13 protein-coding genes are annotated in these 14,172 nt (G+C 71.9%); 9 read left to right on the forward strand and 4 right to left on the reverse strand.

Features of this window, described 5'->3' with window-relative positions; translation table 11 throughout:
* The first annotated feature begins 31 nt into the window (after nt 1–31).
* On the forward strand, nt 32–802 hold the full coding sequence (locus tag OG456_RS17615) for an HAD family phosphatase (RefSeq protein ID WP_266562080.1): 771 nt from the start codon (nt 32–34) through the stop codon (nt 800–802).
* Here OG456_RS17615 and OG456_RS17620 read toward each other — a convergent pair.
* A complete protein-coding gene (locus OG456_RS17620) occupies nt 759–1,691 on the reverse strand; it encodes a ScbA/BarX family gamma-butyrolactone biosynthesis protein (RefSeq protein WP_266562082.1) in 933 nt (310 codons plus the stop codon). The genes OG456_RS17615 and OG456_RS17620 overlap by 44 nt on opposite strands.
* Nucleotides 1,692–1,807: 116 nt before the next feature.
* Between OG456_RS17620 and OG456_RS17625 the strand changes: the two genes are divergently transcribed.
* Nucleotides 1,808–2,473: a ScbR family autoregulator-binding transcription factor gene (locus OG456_RS17625; RefSeq protein WP_266562084.1), complete on the forward strand. Its 666-nt coding sequence runs from the start codon at nt 1,808–1,810 to the stop codon at nt 2,471–2,473.
* A complete protein-coding gene (locus OG456_RS17630; protein WP_266562086.1) occupies nt 2,466–3,212 on the forward strand; it encodes an HAD family hydrolase in 747 nt (248 codons plus the stop codon). The genes OG456_RS17625 and OG456_RS17630 overlap by 8 nt, the downstream gene beginning before the upstream one ends.
* A gap of 69 nt (nt 3,213–3,281) precedes the next feature.
* On the opposite strand, the gene OG456_RS17635 is transcribed toward OG456_RS17630, so the two are convergent.
* Nucleotides 3,282–4,052: an SDR family NAD(P)-dependent oxidoreductase gene (locus tag OG456_RS17635; protein WP_266562088.1), complete on the reverse strand. Its 771-nt coding sequence runs from the start codon at nt 4,050–4,052 to the stop codon at nt 3,282–3,284.
* A gap of 135 nt (nt 4,053–4,187) precedes the next feature.
* Between OG456_RS17635 and OG456_RS17640 the strand changes: the two genes are divergently transcribed.
* The 3 genes from OG456_RS17640 to OG456_RS17650 all read left to right on the forward strand — a co-directional run bounded on the left by OG456_RS17640 (nt 4,188) and on the right by OG456_RS17650 (nt 7,133).
* Nucleotides 4,188–4,784, forward strand: coding sequence for a TetR/AcrR family transcriptional regulator (locus tag OG456_RS17640; RefSeq protein WP_266562090.1), 597 nt, complete (start codon nt 4,188–4,190; stop codon nt 4,782–4,784).
* 332 nt (nt 4,785–5,116) lie between these two features.
* Nucleotides 5,117–6,259 carry a transposase gene (locus OG456_RS17645; protein ID WP_266562092.1) on the forward strand — a complete coding sequence of 381 codons (1,143 nt, stop codon included), beginning with the start codon at nt 5,117–5,119 and terminating at the stop codon, nt 6,257–6,259.
* Between the two features lie 73 nt (nt 6,260–6,332).
* The gene (locus OG456_RS17650; protein WP_266562094.1) at nt 6,333–7,133 is read left to right on the forward strand and encodes an AfsR/SARP family transcriptional regulator; all 801 of its coding nucleotides are present in this window, start codon (nt 6,333–6,335) and stop codon (nt 7,131–7,133) included.
* Between the two features lie 36 nt (nt 7,134–7,169).
* On the opposite strand, the gene OG456_RS17655 is transcribed toward OG456_RS17650, so the two are convergent.
* A complete protein-coding gene (locus OG456_RS17655) occupies nt 7,170–8,111 on the reverse strand; it encodes a LysR family transcriptional regulator (RefSeq protein ID WP_266562096.1) in 942 nt (313 codons plus the stop codon).
* A 152-nt stretch (nt 8,112–8,263) separates the two neighbouring features.
* On the opposite strand from OG456_RS17655, the gene OG456_RS17660 reads away from it, so the two are divergent.
* The 3 genes from OG456_RS17660 to OG456_RS17670 all read left to right on the forward strand — a co-directional run bounded on the left by OG456_RS17660 (nt 8,264) and on the right by OG456_RS17670 (nt 13,611).
* Nucleotides 8,264–9,736, forward strand: a complete 1,473-nt coding sequence (locus tag OG456_RS17660) for an MFS transporter (protein WP_266562098.1) — start codon at nt 8,264–8,266, stop codon at nt 9,734–9,736.
* Between the two features lie 323 nt (nt 9,737–10,059).
* Nucleotides 10,060–10,896, forward strand: coding sequence for an MBL fold metallo-hydrolase (locus OG456_RS17665; RefSeq protein ID WP_266562100.1), 837 nt, complete (start codon nt 10,060–10,062; stop codon nt 10,894–10,896).
* A gap of 132 nt (nt 10,897–11,028) precedes the next feature.
* Nucleotides 11,029–13,611: a polysaccharide lyase family 8 super-sandwich domain-containing protein gene (locus tag OG456_RS17670; RefSeq protein ID WP_266562104.1), complete on the forward strand. Its 2,583-nt coding sequence runs from the start codon at nt 11,029–11,031 to the stop codon at nt 13,609–13,611.
* 21 nt (nt 13,612–13,632) lie between these two features.
* Here the strand turns inward: OG456_RS17670 and OG456_RS17675 are convergent, their stop codons facing one another.
* A complete protein-coding gene (locus OG456_RS17675) occupies nt 13,633–14,010 on the reverse strand; it encodes a nuclear transport factor 2 family protein (protein WP_266562109.1) in 378 nt (125 codons plus the stop codon).
* Nucleotides 14,011–14,172 lie beyond the last annotated feature (162 nt).

Below are 14,172 nucleotides of genomic sequence, written 5' to 3' on the forward strand. Positions count from 1 at the left end.
CGCCCCAGCCCCCGTACGGAAGGCGGCTCACATGCCGGATGTCCCCATCTCTCCTGACAGCAGCGGCGGTTCGGCCATCGACATCGCGTTCTTCGACGTCGACGAGACCCTGATCACCGTCAAGAGCATGTTCCGATTCCTGGAGTTCCACTTCCGGGAGCGCGGGCTGCCGCCGTCGGCGTACGCCGGAGCGGCCGGCGACCTGCGGGCCAGGTCCGCCGCGGGGGTGTCCCGCAGGGACACGAACCGCGAGTACTACCGGCTGTTCGCCGGACGGCCGGCCGAGGAGGTGTTCGCGCACGGCCGCGCCTGGTTCGACGCGGAGCTCGCGGGCGGCACGCTCCTGCACCCGCCCGCGGTCGAGGCCCTGCGCCGGCACCGCGGCGAGGGCACGACGATCGTCCTGGTCTCCGGCTCGTTCAGGCCGTGTCTGGAACCCGTCGCGCGGCTCCTGGGCGCCGACGAGATCCTGTGCAGCGAGCCGGAGATCGTCGGCGGCCACTTCACCGGACATCTGGAACGTCCCGTGATCGGCCCGGAGAAGGGCCGCCAGGCGCGGGAACTGATGGCGCGGCGCGCGGTGTCCGCACCGCGCGCCGCCGCCTACGGCGACCACGCCTCCGACCTGGATCTGCTGCGCTCCGTGGGGCACCCGGTGGCCGTCGGCGACGACCTGGTGCTCGGGGCCCATGTCACGGAGGCGGGGGGCCGCACGCTGCCCGGGATCGGGCCGGGTGCGGCCGCCGGGGACGACCGGGCTATCGGCCGGACGGGGCCTTCGCGACCGACACCAGCGCGGTGAAGCAGAGCTTGTCCTCCTGGTGCATCGTCACCAGGATGCGGGCGCGGCCCTGCTGGTCGTCCGGCAGGGGCTGCGCGTCCACCCGGCACAGGCTGTCCAGCTCGACGTAGCGGTGGAAGACGGTCTCCATCGCCTCGGTGATCCCCGCCCTCGGGTGCCGCACGGCGCGGGCCGCCTGCTTGGCCGCCTCCAGGAGCAGGATGCCCGGCGCGTGGTCGCTGGGGTGGTCGAAGTACATCGGGTGGTGCGTGTCGATCCGCAGCTGCCAGCGGTCGCGCTCGTCGGTGGGTGACAGGACGGCGTCGCGGAACTCCTCGCTCGCCCCGGAGACCGGGGGCGGCAGCGGGCGGCTGCGGGCCAGCTCCAGCATCTCCAGGGCGTCGCCGCGGGCGCCGCGCAGGCGCCGGTAGATCGCGGCGGGCTGGATGTCGAACCGGGTGTGCGCGGTGGCCAGTTGCTCGCCGTCACGCAGGACCGTGATGTCGAGGGAGAGCGCCGAGACGACGCCCCGGCGGCGCACGATGTCGTAGCACTTGATGTGCAGCTGGGGCCTGCCGCCGGCGCCGCCGCGGCCGAGCGCCTCGAGGCCGAGCGCGTAGCGGTACTCGTCCCACAGCAGGTGGTGGCCGAACGGGACCTCGTAACCCGCGTGCGCGAGCAGCGGGAAGGTCTGCCGGATCGTCTCGGTGAGCAGCACCGCGTCGTCGCGGCGGCTGTCCTGGGTGCTCATCAGGCGGCCGGTGTCCGTCCAGTCTGCGGTGATCAGGAACTCGTCGTCGCCGATGCGCTTGAGGTCCGTGAGGAGGACCTGGGAGGCGGCGTGTTTGTGGACAAGTTCCTTGGTGACGCGAGCAGGTATCGAAGTGATCGTCGAAGCCATGTCGTTCATCAGTGATCCCCCTGTGAGTGAGCGCTGTCATGCGCTGCCCCCGACGCGGTAGCGGATCCGCGCCACAGCCAGTAACATAGAGGGCGTTCTTTTTTTTGTCGAGACCGGGACGTGGCATGGCAGCACCGAAGCAGGAACGCGCAGTTCAGACCCGGGAGCAGCTTCTGAGGGCTGCGGCCGAGGTCTTCGACGAGTACGGCTACGCCGGCGCGGGGATCAACAAGATTCTCCAGCGGGCGGGTGTGACGGCGGGGGCTCTTTACTTCCACTTCAAGAACAAGCAGGACCTCGCGCTGGAAGTCATGCACGCCCAGCGCACCACCATCGAGCCGCATGTGCCGTCCACCGGACTCCAGCGCCTGGTGGACATCACCCTCATCTGGTCGCACTCGCTCCAGGCCGACCCGCTGCTGCGGGCGGGCGTGCGCCTCACGGGCGAACAGGCCAGCTTCGGCCTCCAGGACGCTTCCCCGTACGCGGTCTGGGCGCGCAGCTTCGAGGAGTGTCTCGAAGTGGCCCGCGAAAGCGGCGAGTTGCGTGAGCACGTGGAACCCGGCGAGCTCGCCGAGTTCGTCGTCGGCGCGTGCACCGGCATGCAGGAGTACGCGCAGGTCGTCTCCAAGCGGGCCGACCTGCCGCGGCGCACGGTGAACATGTGGAAGCTGCTGCTGCCCGGCGTCGCCACCGACCGGACCCTCGGCCGAATCGAGAACAGCCAGGAGCGCGCGAAGTCCCTGTGGACCACCCTGGGCGCGCACGACAAGGGGAGCGAAGATGACTGACCTGCCTCGCCGGCTGCGGCTCGCCGCCGTCAACATCGACGGCGTGCTGCTCAACGACACGTTCAGTCCGCTGATCCACCGGTTCGTCACCGGCCGCGGCGGCGTGTACTCGGCCGACGTCGAGCGCCGGGTCTTCTCCCAGCGCCAGGCCGTCGCGGGGCAGGCCATGGCGGAGTCGGTGCCGCAGGACATGACGGGCCCGCAGGCTCTTCAGGCGTACTTCGAGGAGCGCGCCGGCTATCTCGCCGACCACCCCGTGGAGATCATGGACGGGGCGCTCGGCCTCCTCGACCGGCTGCGCGCCGCGGGCCTGCCCTTCGTCTGCTACGGCGGGCTCGACAAGTCGCACTTCGACGAGCATCTGGGCGCGTACGCCCACCTGTTCGCCGAGCCGCAGTACATCTGCACGAACGAGGTGCGGCCCGGCCTCAAGGAGATCACCGCGCACTTCGGCCTCGACCACGGCGAGGTGCTGTTCATCGACGACGTGGCGCGGGTCGCCGAGACGGCCAGGGCGCTGGACGTGCCGTTCATCGGCCACCCCAGCACCTTCGAGCACAGCCATCAGGCGGAGCTCATGCGAGAGACCGGGGTACGCCACCTCGTCGGCTCCCTGCACGAGATCGACGACGCCCTGCTGCGCACGCTGGACACGGAGGCGGCGGCCGGCACGGTGTGGCGGGGCGGCGGCGCGGACGCGGGTGACGTGTCCAAGGGGCTTGCGGGCGCGGGGGTCTGAGCGGTCGGCTCCCCTGACGCGAACGCTCCGGCCGGCCCAGGGACCGGCCGGAGCACAGGCGTTGACGGATCAGACGGCCAGGACTCCGCCGTCCACGGGCACGGTCGCCCCGGTGACGAAGGACGACGCGTCGCTGCACAGCCACATCGCCGCCTCGGCGACCTCGGACGGCGCGGCGAAGCGCTGCTGGACGGCCCGCGCGAAGAACGTCTTCTCGATGCCGGGCGCCTGGTCGATGACGGACTCCATCATCTCGGTCAGCGTGCTGCCCACGGCGAGCGCGTTGACGCGTATGCCACGCGTCCCGTACTCGGCGGCGGCCGCCTTCGTCAGGCCGATCACCGCGTGCTTGGCGGCGACATAGGGGGCTCCGACGCCGGTGGCGATGAGGCCCGCCGTGCTCGCCGTGTTCACGATGGAACCGCCACCGGTGGGGAGCATGGCGCCGATCTGGTGGCGCAGGCAGTTCCACACGCCCCGCACGTTGATGTCCATCACGGCGTCGAAGTCGTCGTCCGGCGTCTCGTGCAGGTCCTTGCCGAGCGTGGCGTGACCGGCGTTGTTGAAGGCGGCGTCCAGCCTGCCGAAGCGTTCCACGGCGGTGGCGACGGCCCGCTCCACATCCTCGCCGCGGCGCACGTCACCGACGACGGCCACCGCCCTTCCCCCGTCCGCCGCTATCTCCCCCACGAGCGCGTCGAGTTGCTGCTGTCTGCGGGCCATGAGCACCACGGGGGCGTTCCTTTTGGCGAACAGGCGCGCCGCCGCCGCGCCGATGCCCGACGAAGCCCCCGTGATCATCACTACCCGGCCGTCCATGTCACGTACGTCCTTGATCATGACGGGCAGTCAAGCAGGTGACGGTGAAGGCCGGGAGACGGCATTTCGCCACTCGGGCCCGACCGACCTGCCAAGAACGTTCCGGGGTGCCGCCCATGGGGTGTTCTTGGGAAAGTCTTGACCTACGGTAGATCTATGGCACGCCAGGAGAGAGCAGAACTGACCCGGCGCCGGCTCATCGAGGCCGCTGCCGCCGAGTTCGCCGCGCACGGGTACGCCGGCACCTCCCTGCTCGGGATCGTGAAGTCGGCCGGGGTCACCATGGGCGCCCTGACCTTCCACTTCTCGTCGAAGTCCGCCCTGGCGGACGCGGTCCAGGAAGCCGGGGCCGCCGCCACGCGCGCGGTGCTGCACGGCGACGAGGCCGACCCGGGACTGCGGGGCGTGCTCGTCGATACCCTGGCGCTCGCCGAGGCCCTGGAGAGCACCCCGAGCATCAGGGCCGCCGCGCGCTTCACCCGCGAGGGCCGCGACACCGAGTCCAACTGGTACGCGGCCTGGGTCCCGCACCTGCGCGACAGCCTGGAGCGCGGCTGGCCCGACGAGCGCCCCGGCTCCGGACTGACCCCGGTCTCCGCCGCCGCGCTGCTCACGTATGTCATGGCCGGCGTCGAGGCCACCACGTCGGCCCGGGGCGCCCTGCGGGACGCGTACGGCGCCGACCCCCAGGACGAGCTGGCGCAGGCGCTCCAGGCGCTGAGCGCGCTCGCGTCCCCGGCCAAGCCCCTCTGACGGGACCGGCGTTCGCCGGTCGGCGCCCTCGACTCACGTACGGGACAAGGCTCCTCGGGCGCTCGCACATCAACTGAATGCACCGTTCCGGGCACGGATGGTACGCACGGCGACACCCGGCGGCGGGTCTGACCGCCCCCGCACCCAAATATTCAACTTCCCCTCCGCGCACCCCTGAGCGCGCCCTCTTCCCAGCTCAGAACCCCTGCCGCCGGACCGCGGCGCACGCTCCCGCCGCGCTCTCCCCTGCCCTCCCCGAGAACTGGGCTAGAAAAATAGAGAACGTTCGCTATATTTCCTGGGCGGCCACGTCGAGGGAGAGGAGCCCACCCATGGACCGGACGTTCGACGACAGCGCACCGACCACCGTCGCGGCCCCCGCGCCGCCCGTGCACCGCCTCTTCGCCCACCTGCCGCGCGCCGACCAGCGCCGGTGGGCCGAGGTCTATGTGAAGGGGCTGCTCACCACCCCGGGCAAGAAGTCGCTGCGGCGGATGGCGGCCTCCGTCACCCCGTCCCCGACGGCATCACAGTCGCTCCAGCAGTTCGTCAACGTCAGCCCGTGGGAATGGCGTCCGGTCCGCGCCGAGCTCACCCGCTGGGTCGCCGGACACACACCGGTGCGCGCCTGGACCGTGGCCCCCGTGGTGATACCCAAGCGGGGCAGCCTCGCCGCCGGGGTCCACCGGCGCTTCGTGCCCGGCCTCGGACGCACCGTCAACTGCCAGCTGGCGCTGGGCGCGTTCCTGACCTCCGGGCTCGGCGACGTCTCCGTGGACTGGCAGCTCTACCTGCCGCGCGAATGGACCGCGGACAGCCGGCTGCGCGAGCAGGCCCGCATCCCCGGCTCCACCGGCTACACCGACGCCGCCGGGCTCTGCCTCGCGCTGCTCGACCGGCTCGCGCGGACCACCACCCACCGGGCGCCCGTCGTCATCGACCCCGAAGGCCACCTGGATGCCGAAGCACTCATCGAGGGCCTGGAGGCACGCGGCCACGACTGGATCGTCGCCGTGCCCGACACCCTCCGCCTCGCCCTCGCGCCCGCCCAGAGCGCCGCCCCCCGGCCGCCGCTCGAGACCGTACGCACCCTGGTCCGCCGGCACGCACCGCGTACCGCCGCCCGGACGGAACGCGGCAGCCCCCGCCTCGGCGCGCTGTCCACGCTGGTGCCGCTGCCCGGCGGCGACCGGCCCTGCCTGCTCGTCGGTGAATGGACATCGTCGTCCATCCGGCCCGACCGGACCTGGCTGACCAACCTGCACCCCGACCGCCACTTCCAGGCGGGCGCGCTCATCGCGGAGCGCGCCGCCGCACGGGCCGGAGCCGCCGAGACCGAACTCGGACTGCACGACTTCGCCGGCCGCTCCTACGCCGGCTGGCACCGCCACGCGACGCTGGTCTCCGCCGCGTCCGCGCAGCGCAGGCTCGGCCACGGCGGGTGTCCGCACACCCCGCACCGCACCGCACCGTAGGGACCACGACCTGTTCGTCCACCCACTCGCCGTCCGCCGACACGGACTGCGCGTCCATCACGAGGGAGGGACTGTGGAGTTCCGACTCCTTGGTCCGATCGACGTATCCGAGCAGGGGCGCGACATCACGCCCACCGCACCCAAACAACGGCAGGTACTCGCCCTGCTCCTGGCCAGAGCCAACCGCCGGGTGTCCGTACCGACCCTGCTCAACGAGGTGTGGGGCCACGAGCCGCCCCGCACCGCCACCACCGCGCTGCAGACCTACATAGGGTCCCTGCGCAAGACGTTCGCCACCGCGACCGGCACCACCGCGCGCCACATCGCCGAACACCGCCTCGTCACCGACGGGAACGGCTACGCCCTGAAGCTCGCCGACACCGAATGGGACCGGCCCCGCTTCGAGCAGCTGGTCCTCCAGGCGCGCGGCCTGATGGAGGAGCGCGAGGCGCAGCGCGCCACCGAGGTGCTCGGCGAGGCCCTCGCGATGTGGCGCGGCACCCCGTTCTGCAACGTCAAGGCGGGCAGCCAACTCACCGCCCAGTCACGGGTGTTGAACGAGGCCCATCTCGCGGCCTGCGAGGTTCGGGTCGACGCGCTGCTGTCGGCCGGGCGGTTCCAGGAGGCCGTGGGCGACGCCGTCGCCCTCGTCGAGGAGCACCCGTACCACGAGAACGTGCACGCCCAGCTGATGCGCGCCCTGTACGCGTCCGGCCGCCGGGCCGCCGCGCTCGAGGTCTACCAGTCGCTGCGCCGCCGCATGAGCGACGACCTCGGCATCACGCCGTCGCCCACCACCAGGTCCCTGCACCACGCGATGCTCCAGGACCGCCCCGACCAGCGCTATCTGTCCGCCGCGGGAGCCGTCCGCTGACCCTGCTCGCACCACCGTCCGCGGCCCTGACGTCCCTCAGGCGCCGCCCTCGGACTCCCACAGGGTCTCCAGCGCACTGGTGGGCCCGCCCAGCGAGCGCACATGCTCCAGCGCGGCACCCACGAACGCCCGCAGCCGGCCCGTCTCGTGGTCGGTGGGCCAGATGAACGCGTACTCGATGCGGGGGGCATCACTGAACGGCCGGAACACCAGGCCGGGGCGCGCGTAGTACCGCACACCCGCGGCCGCGACCGGCGTCACCCCCTTGCCCGCGAGGACCAGCGACAGCGCGTCCTCCCAGTGCGTGATCGCCTGGCCGTGCGGAATGGGCCGCCCCGACGGCGTCTGCCGCGGGAAGTGATGGTCCAGCCAGTGGGCCGGCACCGGCCTCGTCACCGTCAGCAGCGTCGCCTCCGCCAGATCCTCCACGCTCAGCGTCTCGCGCCGCGCGAACGGGTGCGTGGACAGCATCAGGAGCACCCGCGGCTGCGACAACAGCACCGGCCCCGTCGTCAAGTCGGCCTCCGCCACGGGGAGTTCGGTGACCTGAAGATCGATGTCCCCGGCGCGCAGCGGCCCGTACGGGTCGGATATCTGCACCTGGCGGATCTGCACGTCCACGCCCGGGTGACGGCTCGCGAACAACGCAGCGACGCTGTGCAGCAGATGGCCGGTGAACGCCCCCGAGAAGCCGATCCGCAGCGTGCCGGTGATCCCCCGGCCGGCCGCCGTGGCTTTCGCGATCTCCTGCTCGATACGGCGCTGAGCAGGGCCGATCCCGTCCCTCAACTGCTCCCCGATGGCCGTCATCGTCACGCGGCGGCTGCTGCGCTCGAACAGCTTCGCGCCGATGCGGCGCTCGACGCGCGCGATGGTCTGGCTGACACGGCTCTGCGAGACACCCACGCGTTCGGCGGTCCGGCCGAAGTGCAGTTCCTCCGCCAGCGTCAGAAAAATCTCGATCTCCTGGCGTTCCATGCCCTCCCCGTCCTCGGCCTCATACCCCTCACCAACCCGCTCACCTCGAACGATGAGCCCGGCGAATCGATCGTTGCACAGATCGTTCTTGTTGCGCAGGTGCCCCGATTCGATGCTGGTCAGGCCCGATCACATACGAAAGGACACCCCTGATGGCCGTCACCGAGTCCTCTCCCCCCACCGAGACCGACGTCCTCGCCCCGCCACCGCCGGTCGCCGACGTGGGCTCCGCCGACAGCTCGTTCAGCACGCGGGGCTGGCTCGTCCTGATCACCCTGTGCTGCGCGACGTTCATGTGCGGCCTGGACTTCTCCATCGTCACCGTCGCCCTGCCCGACATCGGCAGCAGCCTCGGCTTCTCCTCTCCCGGCACGCTCCAGTGGGTCGCCACCGCGAGCCTGCTGCCCTCCGCGAGCCTGCTGCCGCTGTTCGCCCGCGTCGCCGACCTCGTGGGCCGCAAGAAGCTCTTCACGTTCGGCGTGGCCCTGTTCACCCTGTTCTCGCTGGGCGCCGCCCTCGCGGGCAGCCCCGGCGTCCTGATCGCCACCCGCGTCGGCCAGGGCACGGCCGCCGCGATGATCGCCCCCGCCGCCATCGCCCTCATGACGGGCTACTTCCCCGAGGGCCCGCAGCGCGCCCGCGCCCTGGGCCTCAACGGCGCCGTCATGTCGCTCGGCTTCGTGCTCGGCGCGCTCGGCGGCGGCGTCATCACCAGCGGCTTCAGCTGGCGCTGGACGATGGTCGTGCTGTGCGTCATGGGCGCCGTCGCCCTGGCCGGCGCGCTCGCGCTGCCCGTGATGCGGGAGTCCGCGGCCGCCAAGCGCATGGACATCCCCGGCGCGGTCCTCGCCACGCTCGGCCTGTTCGGTCTCGTCTTCGGCATCTCCACCGGAGGCGACAAGGGCTGGGTCCGCGCGGACTCGCTCGGCTCCATCGTCGGCGGCCTCGTCCTGCTCGGCGCGTTCCTCCTGGTCGAGCGGCGCCACCCCGAGCCGCTGATCCCGCTCAGCGTCCTGGGCCGCCCCACCGTCAAGTGGTCCGGCCTGTTCGGTGTCGTCACCTTCGGCATGTGCGCCGGCACGACCGTGCTGCTCAGCCTCTACATGCAGGACGTCCTCGGCTTCACCCCGCTCCAGGCCGGTCTGAGCTACCTCGGTGAGGGCGCGGCCGCGATGCTCGGCGGCATGTACGTCGCCAAGCTGCTCGGCCGGTTCGGCGGCGAGCGGGTCCTCGCGGCCGGTCTGCTGATCCAGGGCGCCGGCACCGTCGCCATGTTCACCCTGCCGCAGAGCGGCAACATCGCGCCGCTCATCATCACGTCCTCGGTCATGGGCCTCGGCCACGTCTTCAGCGTCGTCTCCTTCATCACCGTGATGACGACGGGCGTCAGCGAGGAGGACCAGGGCGTCGTCGGCGGCCTGTCGCAGCTCCCGCAGTACGTCGCCGCGATCGGCGTCGCCGGTCTCAGCGCGATCGCCGCCGCCCGCACGAACGCCCTCGCGGGCGGTTCGGGTCCCGATGCGGCCGCCACGCTCGGCGGGCTGCACGCCGGCATGGTCACCGCGGGTGTGGTCGCCCTGGTGGGTGCGGGGCTTGCGGCGACTGTGCTGCGCAAGCGCGCCTAAGGTCTTTCGTTTGGATCGGGCTGGATCAGGGAGCGGGGTCTGGTGCGTGCAGCTGCAAGGCGGAGGAGGGAGTCGACGCGGAGCGTCGGCGAGTGACGACAACGCCGCAGATGTGCGTGCCAGACCCCGCGAGCCCAGCATGATCCAAACGAGAGGCCCTGGCCGCACGCGGGGTGCGGAGATTTGGTCGCGGGGAACATGCGTGCCGGTTGCGCAGTTCCCCGCGCCCCTTATCCGGGGTGCCGGCGCTGTCGTTCTGCGGGCCGCGCGCCGCGGGCCGGACTCGCGGCGCCCCTTCGGAACATCACCAAGGAGACCGACCCGTGAACGACAGGCGACTGCGCAGACCCTCTGCCGTGTGTTCCGTGCAGGTGGGCGATCTGAAGGTCAGTTACGTACCTGACGGCGCCATGCTGTTCAAGCCGCCAGAGCCGCCGCGTGCGGGCCTCGGCGCCGCCTATCTCAACGACACCGCCCATCTCGTCGCCAACACCGGCGGCCTGCTCGTCCAGTCCGACGGGCGGGCGCTGCTCATCGACGCGGGGTTCGGCCCGCACTCCGTACCGGAGGACCCCGACCACCCGTACATCGGCGCGGTGCACGGCGGTTCGCTGCTCGACAATCTGGCGCGGCTCGGGGCGCGGCCCGACGAGATAGAGGTCGTGGCCTTCACCCATCTGCACCGGGACCACATCGGCTGGGCGTGCGCGGATCCGCCGGTGTTCACGGCGGCCGCGTTCGCCGTGCCGAAGAGCGAGTGGGAGAACCGCCATCAGGTGCCGGGGCTGACCGCCGGGGCGCTCGCCGCGCTGGAGCGCCGGCTGCGGCTCGTCGTCCCCGGCGAGGAGATCTTCCCGGGCGTGCAGACGCTGGCGCTGCCCGGCCACACCGCGGGCCACACCGGCTTCACGATCACCTCGCGGGGCCGTCGCCTGCTCGCGTTCGGGGACGCGCTGCACTCGCCGCTCCAGGTGCGCCACCCCGAGTGGTTCACGGTGTCGGAGGGCGACCCGGCCCAGACGGAGCGCCACCGGCGCAGGCTGATCAGCGAACTCCAGCAGCCGGGCACCCTCGGCTTCGGCATCCACTTCGCGGACGTCGTCTTCGGACAGGTCGTCCCGGACGGGGCGGGGGAGGGCGCCGACTGGCTTCCCGTCTGAGCGCCGCGCCGGGACCCGTACAAGACAGGCCAGTACGCGCTTTCCCCTCCGGGCCCGTGGACCTCTTGTCGCCCTCGGGCCCATCTGCTTGACTCCGCGCGCCAGCACGCCAACTCACCGGCGGAGGAAGCCATGGAGATCACCCGCAGACGCCTGCTGTCCGCCCTGTCAGCCGCCGGTCTCCTGACGGTGATCCCCACCGGACGGGCGAACGCCGCCGACGCGGCCGCGGACAGCGCTCGGCTCCTCGCCAACACCGTGGGCGTGTTCGCGGGGACCGAGGCCTCCAACTCCCGTACGGAGACGGCCGCCAAGCGCGCCGCGATCGGCAAGGCCGCCCGCGCGAACCTGAAGTCGATGGACGCGGCCGGCCCCGGCGAACTCTTCGCCGGGCTCGTCCTCGGCACCGACGAGGGCCGACTCAACACGGCGTACAAGCAGTTGTACGAGATCGCCCTCGCGACGCGCGCGCCGGGCGCTGCCCCCGACCTGTACGGCGACGAGGCGGTGCAACGCCGCGTCGTCGACGGCCTCGCGTGGCTGCACGAGCGCTACTACGGCGACCAGTCCAAGGGCTATTACGGCAACTGGTTCTACTGGGAGATCGGCCTCTCCCAGTTCATCAGCAAGACCCTCGTCCTCCTCGCCGACGAGGTGAAGGCCTACCGTCCGGACCTCCTGCGCACCTACGTCGCCTCCATGGACGCGTACCTGCGCAACGGCACCGACGGCGACGTGAACCTCGACTCGCGCTTCCACACGGGCGCCAACCTCGCCGACATCACCACGAACCGCATCCTCCAGGGCGCGCTCCTCATCGGGGACGGCGGCGGCGCCCCCGACGGCGAGGCCCGTATCCGCAAGGCCCTCACCGACCAGCTCACCGTCTTCGCGACGATCGACCCGTACGCACTCGACCACGGGGTCACGGACGGCTACTACGCCGACGGCTCCTTCATCCAGCACGCGTCCGTCGCCTACACCGGATCGTACGGGAAGGGCCTGCTCACGCGGGTCGTGCAGACCCTCAAGATCCTCGACGGCACGGGCTTCGCGCACGGCGGGGAGCTGGTGCCGACCGTGGTGGGCTGGGTGCGGAACGGCTTCGCGCCGCTCATCTTCGAGGGCTGGATGATGGAGATCGTCAAGGGCCGGGCGGTGTCCCGCCCGGACACCGGCTACACCGACGTCGCGATCGTCGTCGAGGCGGTCGTGGATCTGGCGTCACTCGCCGAGGACACCACCGGCGCCGACGCCACCGCCCTCAAGAGCTACGTCAAACACATCCGGGCCACCTCGCGCGCCGCCCTCGACCCGTCCTCGTTCGTCTCCCCCGTGAGCATCACGCGCTACGCCGACATCACCGGCGACGCGTCCGTCCCCGCCGAGGACCTCAACCCCGCGTCGCGCACGGTCGCGTTCAACGCCATGGACCGGACCGTGCACCGCAGGCCGGGTTACGCCTTCGCGCTCGCCCGGAGTTCGAGCCGCATCAGCAAGTACGAGTACATGAGCGGCGAGAACCTCATGCCGTGGTTCCAGGGCGACGGCGCGTACTACCTGTACCTGTCCGGCCAGGACCAGACGCAGGCGTATGGCGTCGACTACTTCACGACGGTCTCGCCGTACGCGCTGGCCGGGGTCACCGCACCGGTCGAGGAACGCCGCACCGTCCCCGAGCTCTACGGGAAGCCGTACTACGACAACCCCGGCCACCCGCTGAACTTCACGTCGTCGTCCGAGTCGCAGAACACGTACGTCTACTTCCCGTGCGGCACCGGCCCGCACTCGGGCGGCGCCGTGCTCGGCGCGTACGGCGCGGCCGCCATGGTGCAGTCGGACGACGTCCCCTACCGGGACAAGCAGAAGGGCATCCTGCCCGGCGACTTCGTGGTCTACGGCAACGCGACGTCGACGAAGTCGTGGTTCCTGTTCGACGACGAGATCGTGGTCCTCGCGGCGGATGTCGGCGACGCGGCCGGGCGGGCCGTGACGACGACCGTCGACTCCCGCACGGCAGCGCCGGACGACCTGACCACGGTCACCGGAGCGCTGCGCGACGGCCGTCCGTGGAGCGGCCCGGGCACCGGCGACCTGCACTGGCTGCGCTACGCCAACACCACCCGCGGCACCTCGCTCGGCTACGTCTTCCTCGACACCCCGCGCGTGCGGGTCGCCCTCGACGAGGTCACCCGCAGCCGCCGCGTGGTGCGCACCGCGAACCCGGACACCGCGGTGACCCGCACGGTCCTCGGAGTGACGGTCGACCGTGCGGCGGGTGCCGGACCGGCTTGCCTGGCCTACGCGTTGGTGCCGAACGCGGCGGAGGCCGCCCTGCGCTCGTACACCCGCCACGACGGCCCGCTGACGGTCCACGCGAACACACCGCGCCTCCAGGCCGTCACCCACGAGGGCCTCGGCCTGACCGCCGCGAACACCTTCACGCCCGGCCGCCACGAGACCGCGGGCCTGCGCGTCGAGGGCCCCGCGTCGGTGCTCGTGCGGCGCGGGCGGCGCCACGGCGACCCGGTCACCGTCGCGGTCGCGGACCCCACGACGCAGCGCGACACCGTGACCGTCCTGCTCCACGGGCGCCCCCTGAGCGAAGTCACCGCGGACCCGCAGGTGCGGGTGACCCGCGTCCACGGCGGCACCCGCCTGGACGTGGACACCCGCCACACGTACGGGCGGAGCCTCACGGTGACGCTGCGCTAGCGGGAGCGCCGGCGGGAGTCGTCACGCTGCCGGGATCCGGTCCAGGAACCCGTGCACCGTACGGATCCGGCCGTCCTTGGCCAGCGAGATCACGTCCGACCCCGCGACGGGCGCGGAGCCGTCCGCGGCGGACACCAGCTCCCAGGTGAACCGGGCGATGTCGTGGTGCGCGTCGACGGTGCCGGTCTGCCGGAACGCGAAGCCTGGGAACTGCTCGCGGGCCGCGGCGATCACGGCGGCGATGCCCTCGTGCCCCGCCACGTCGGCCAGGGGGTCGGTGTAGCTGCCGTCCTCGCTCCACGCGGCGGCGACGGCCTCGGCGCGGGCGTCGTCGCCCTCGGCGTTCCAGGCCTCGAAGTAGCGGGCGACGGCGGTTTCGTGAACGGGGATGACGGACATACGAATCGGCCTCCAGCCAGGTCGGTTGAGGGTCCGGAGCCCGGGAGGAGTGCGCCGCCCGGGTTCCGGATGTCCTCAGCCTGCCGGGTGGGCGGACGGGGGTCGATTACGCCGGAGGTAATGCCTCGCGGGCCCGGTTCACCCATGCTGTGGTCGGACAGA

Source organism: Streptomyces sp. NBC_01446 (genome assembly GCF_026340095.1).
GTDB lineage: Bacteria > Actinomycetota > Actinomycetes > Streptomycetales > Streptomycetaceae > Streptomyces > Streptomyces aureus.

Excerpts from the sequence above, each read along its gene's own strand:
- OG456_RS17615 (WP_266562080.1), top strand. The coding sequence starts at position 32 with ATGCCGGATGTCCCCATCTCTCCTGACAGCAGCGGCGGTTCGGCCATC.
- OG456_RS17620 (WP_266562082.1), bottom strand. The coding sequence starts at position 1,691 with ATGAACGACATGGCTTCGACGATCACTTCGATACCTGCTCGCGTCACC.
- OG456_RS17625 (WP_266562084.1), top strand. The coding sequence starts at position 1,808 with ATGGCAGCACCGAAGCAGGAACGCGCAGTTCAGACCCGGGAGCAGCTT.
- OG456_RS17630 (WP_266562086.1), top strand. The coding sequence starts at position 2,466 with ATGACTGACCTGCCTCGCCGGCTGCGGCTCGCCGCCGTCAACATCGAC.
- OG456_RS17635 (WP_266562088.1), bottom strand. The coding sequence starts at position 4,052 with ATGATCAAGGACGTACGTGACATGGACGGCCGGGTAGTGATGATCACG.
- OG456_RS17640 (WP_266562090.1), top strand. The coding sequence starts at position 4,188 with ATGGCACGCCAGGAGAGAGCAGAACTGACCCGGCGCCGGCTCATCGAG.
- OG456_RS17645 (WP_266562092.1), top strand. The coding sequence starts at position 5,117 with ATGGACCGGACGTTCGACGACAGCGCACCGACCACCGTCGCGGCCCCC.
- OG456_RS17655 (WP_266562096.1), bottom strand. The coding sequence starts at position 8,111 with ATGGAACGCCAGGAGATCGAGATTTTTCTGACGCTGGCGGAGGAACTG.
- OG456_RS17660 (WP_266562098.1), top strand. The coding sequence starts at position 8,264 with ATGGCCGTCACCGAGTCCTCTCCCCCCACCGAGACCGACGTCCTCGCC.
- OG456_RS17670 (WP_266562104.1), top strand. The coding sequence starts at position 11,029 with ATGGAGATCACCCGCAGACGCCTGCTGTCCGCCCTGTCAGCCGCCGGT.
- OG456_RS17675 (WP_266562109.1), bottom strand. The coding sequence starts at position 14,010 with ATGTCCGTCATCCCCGTTCACGAAACCGCCGTCGCCCGCTACTTCGAG.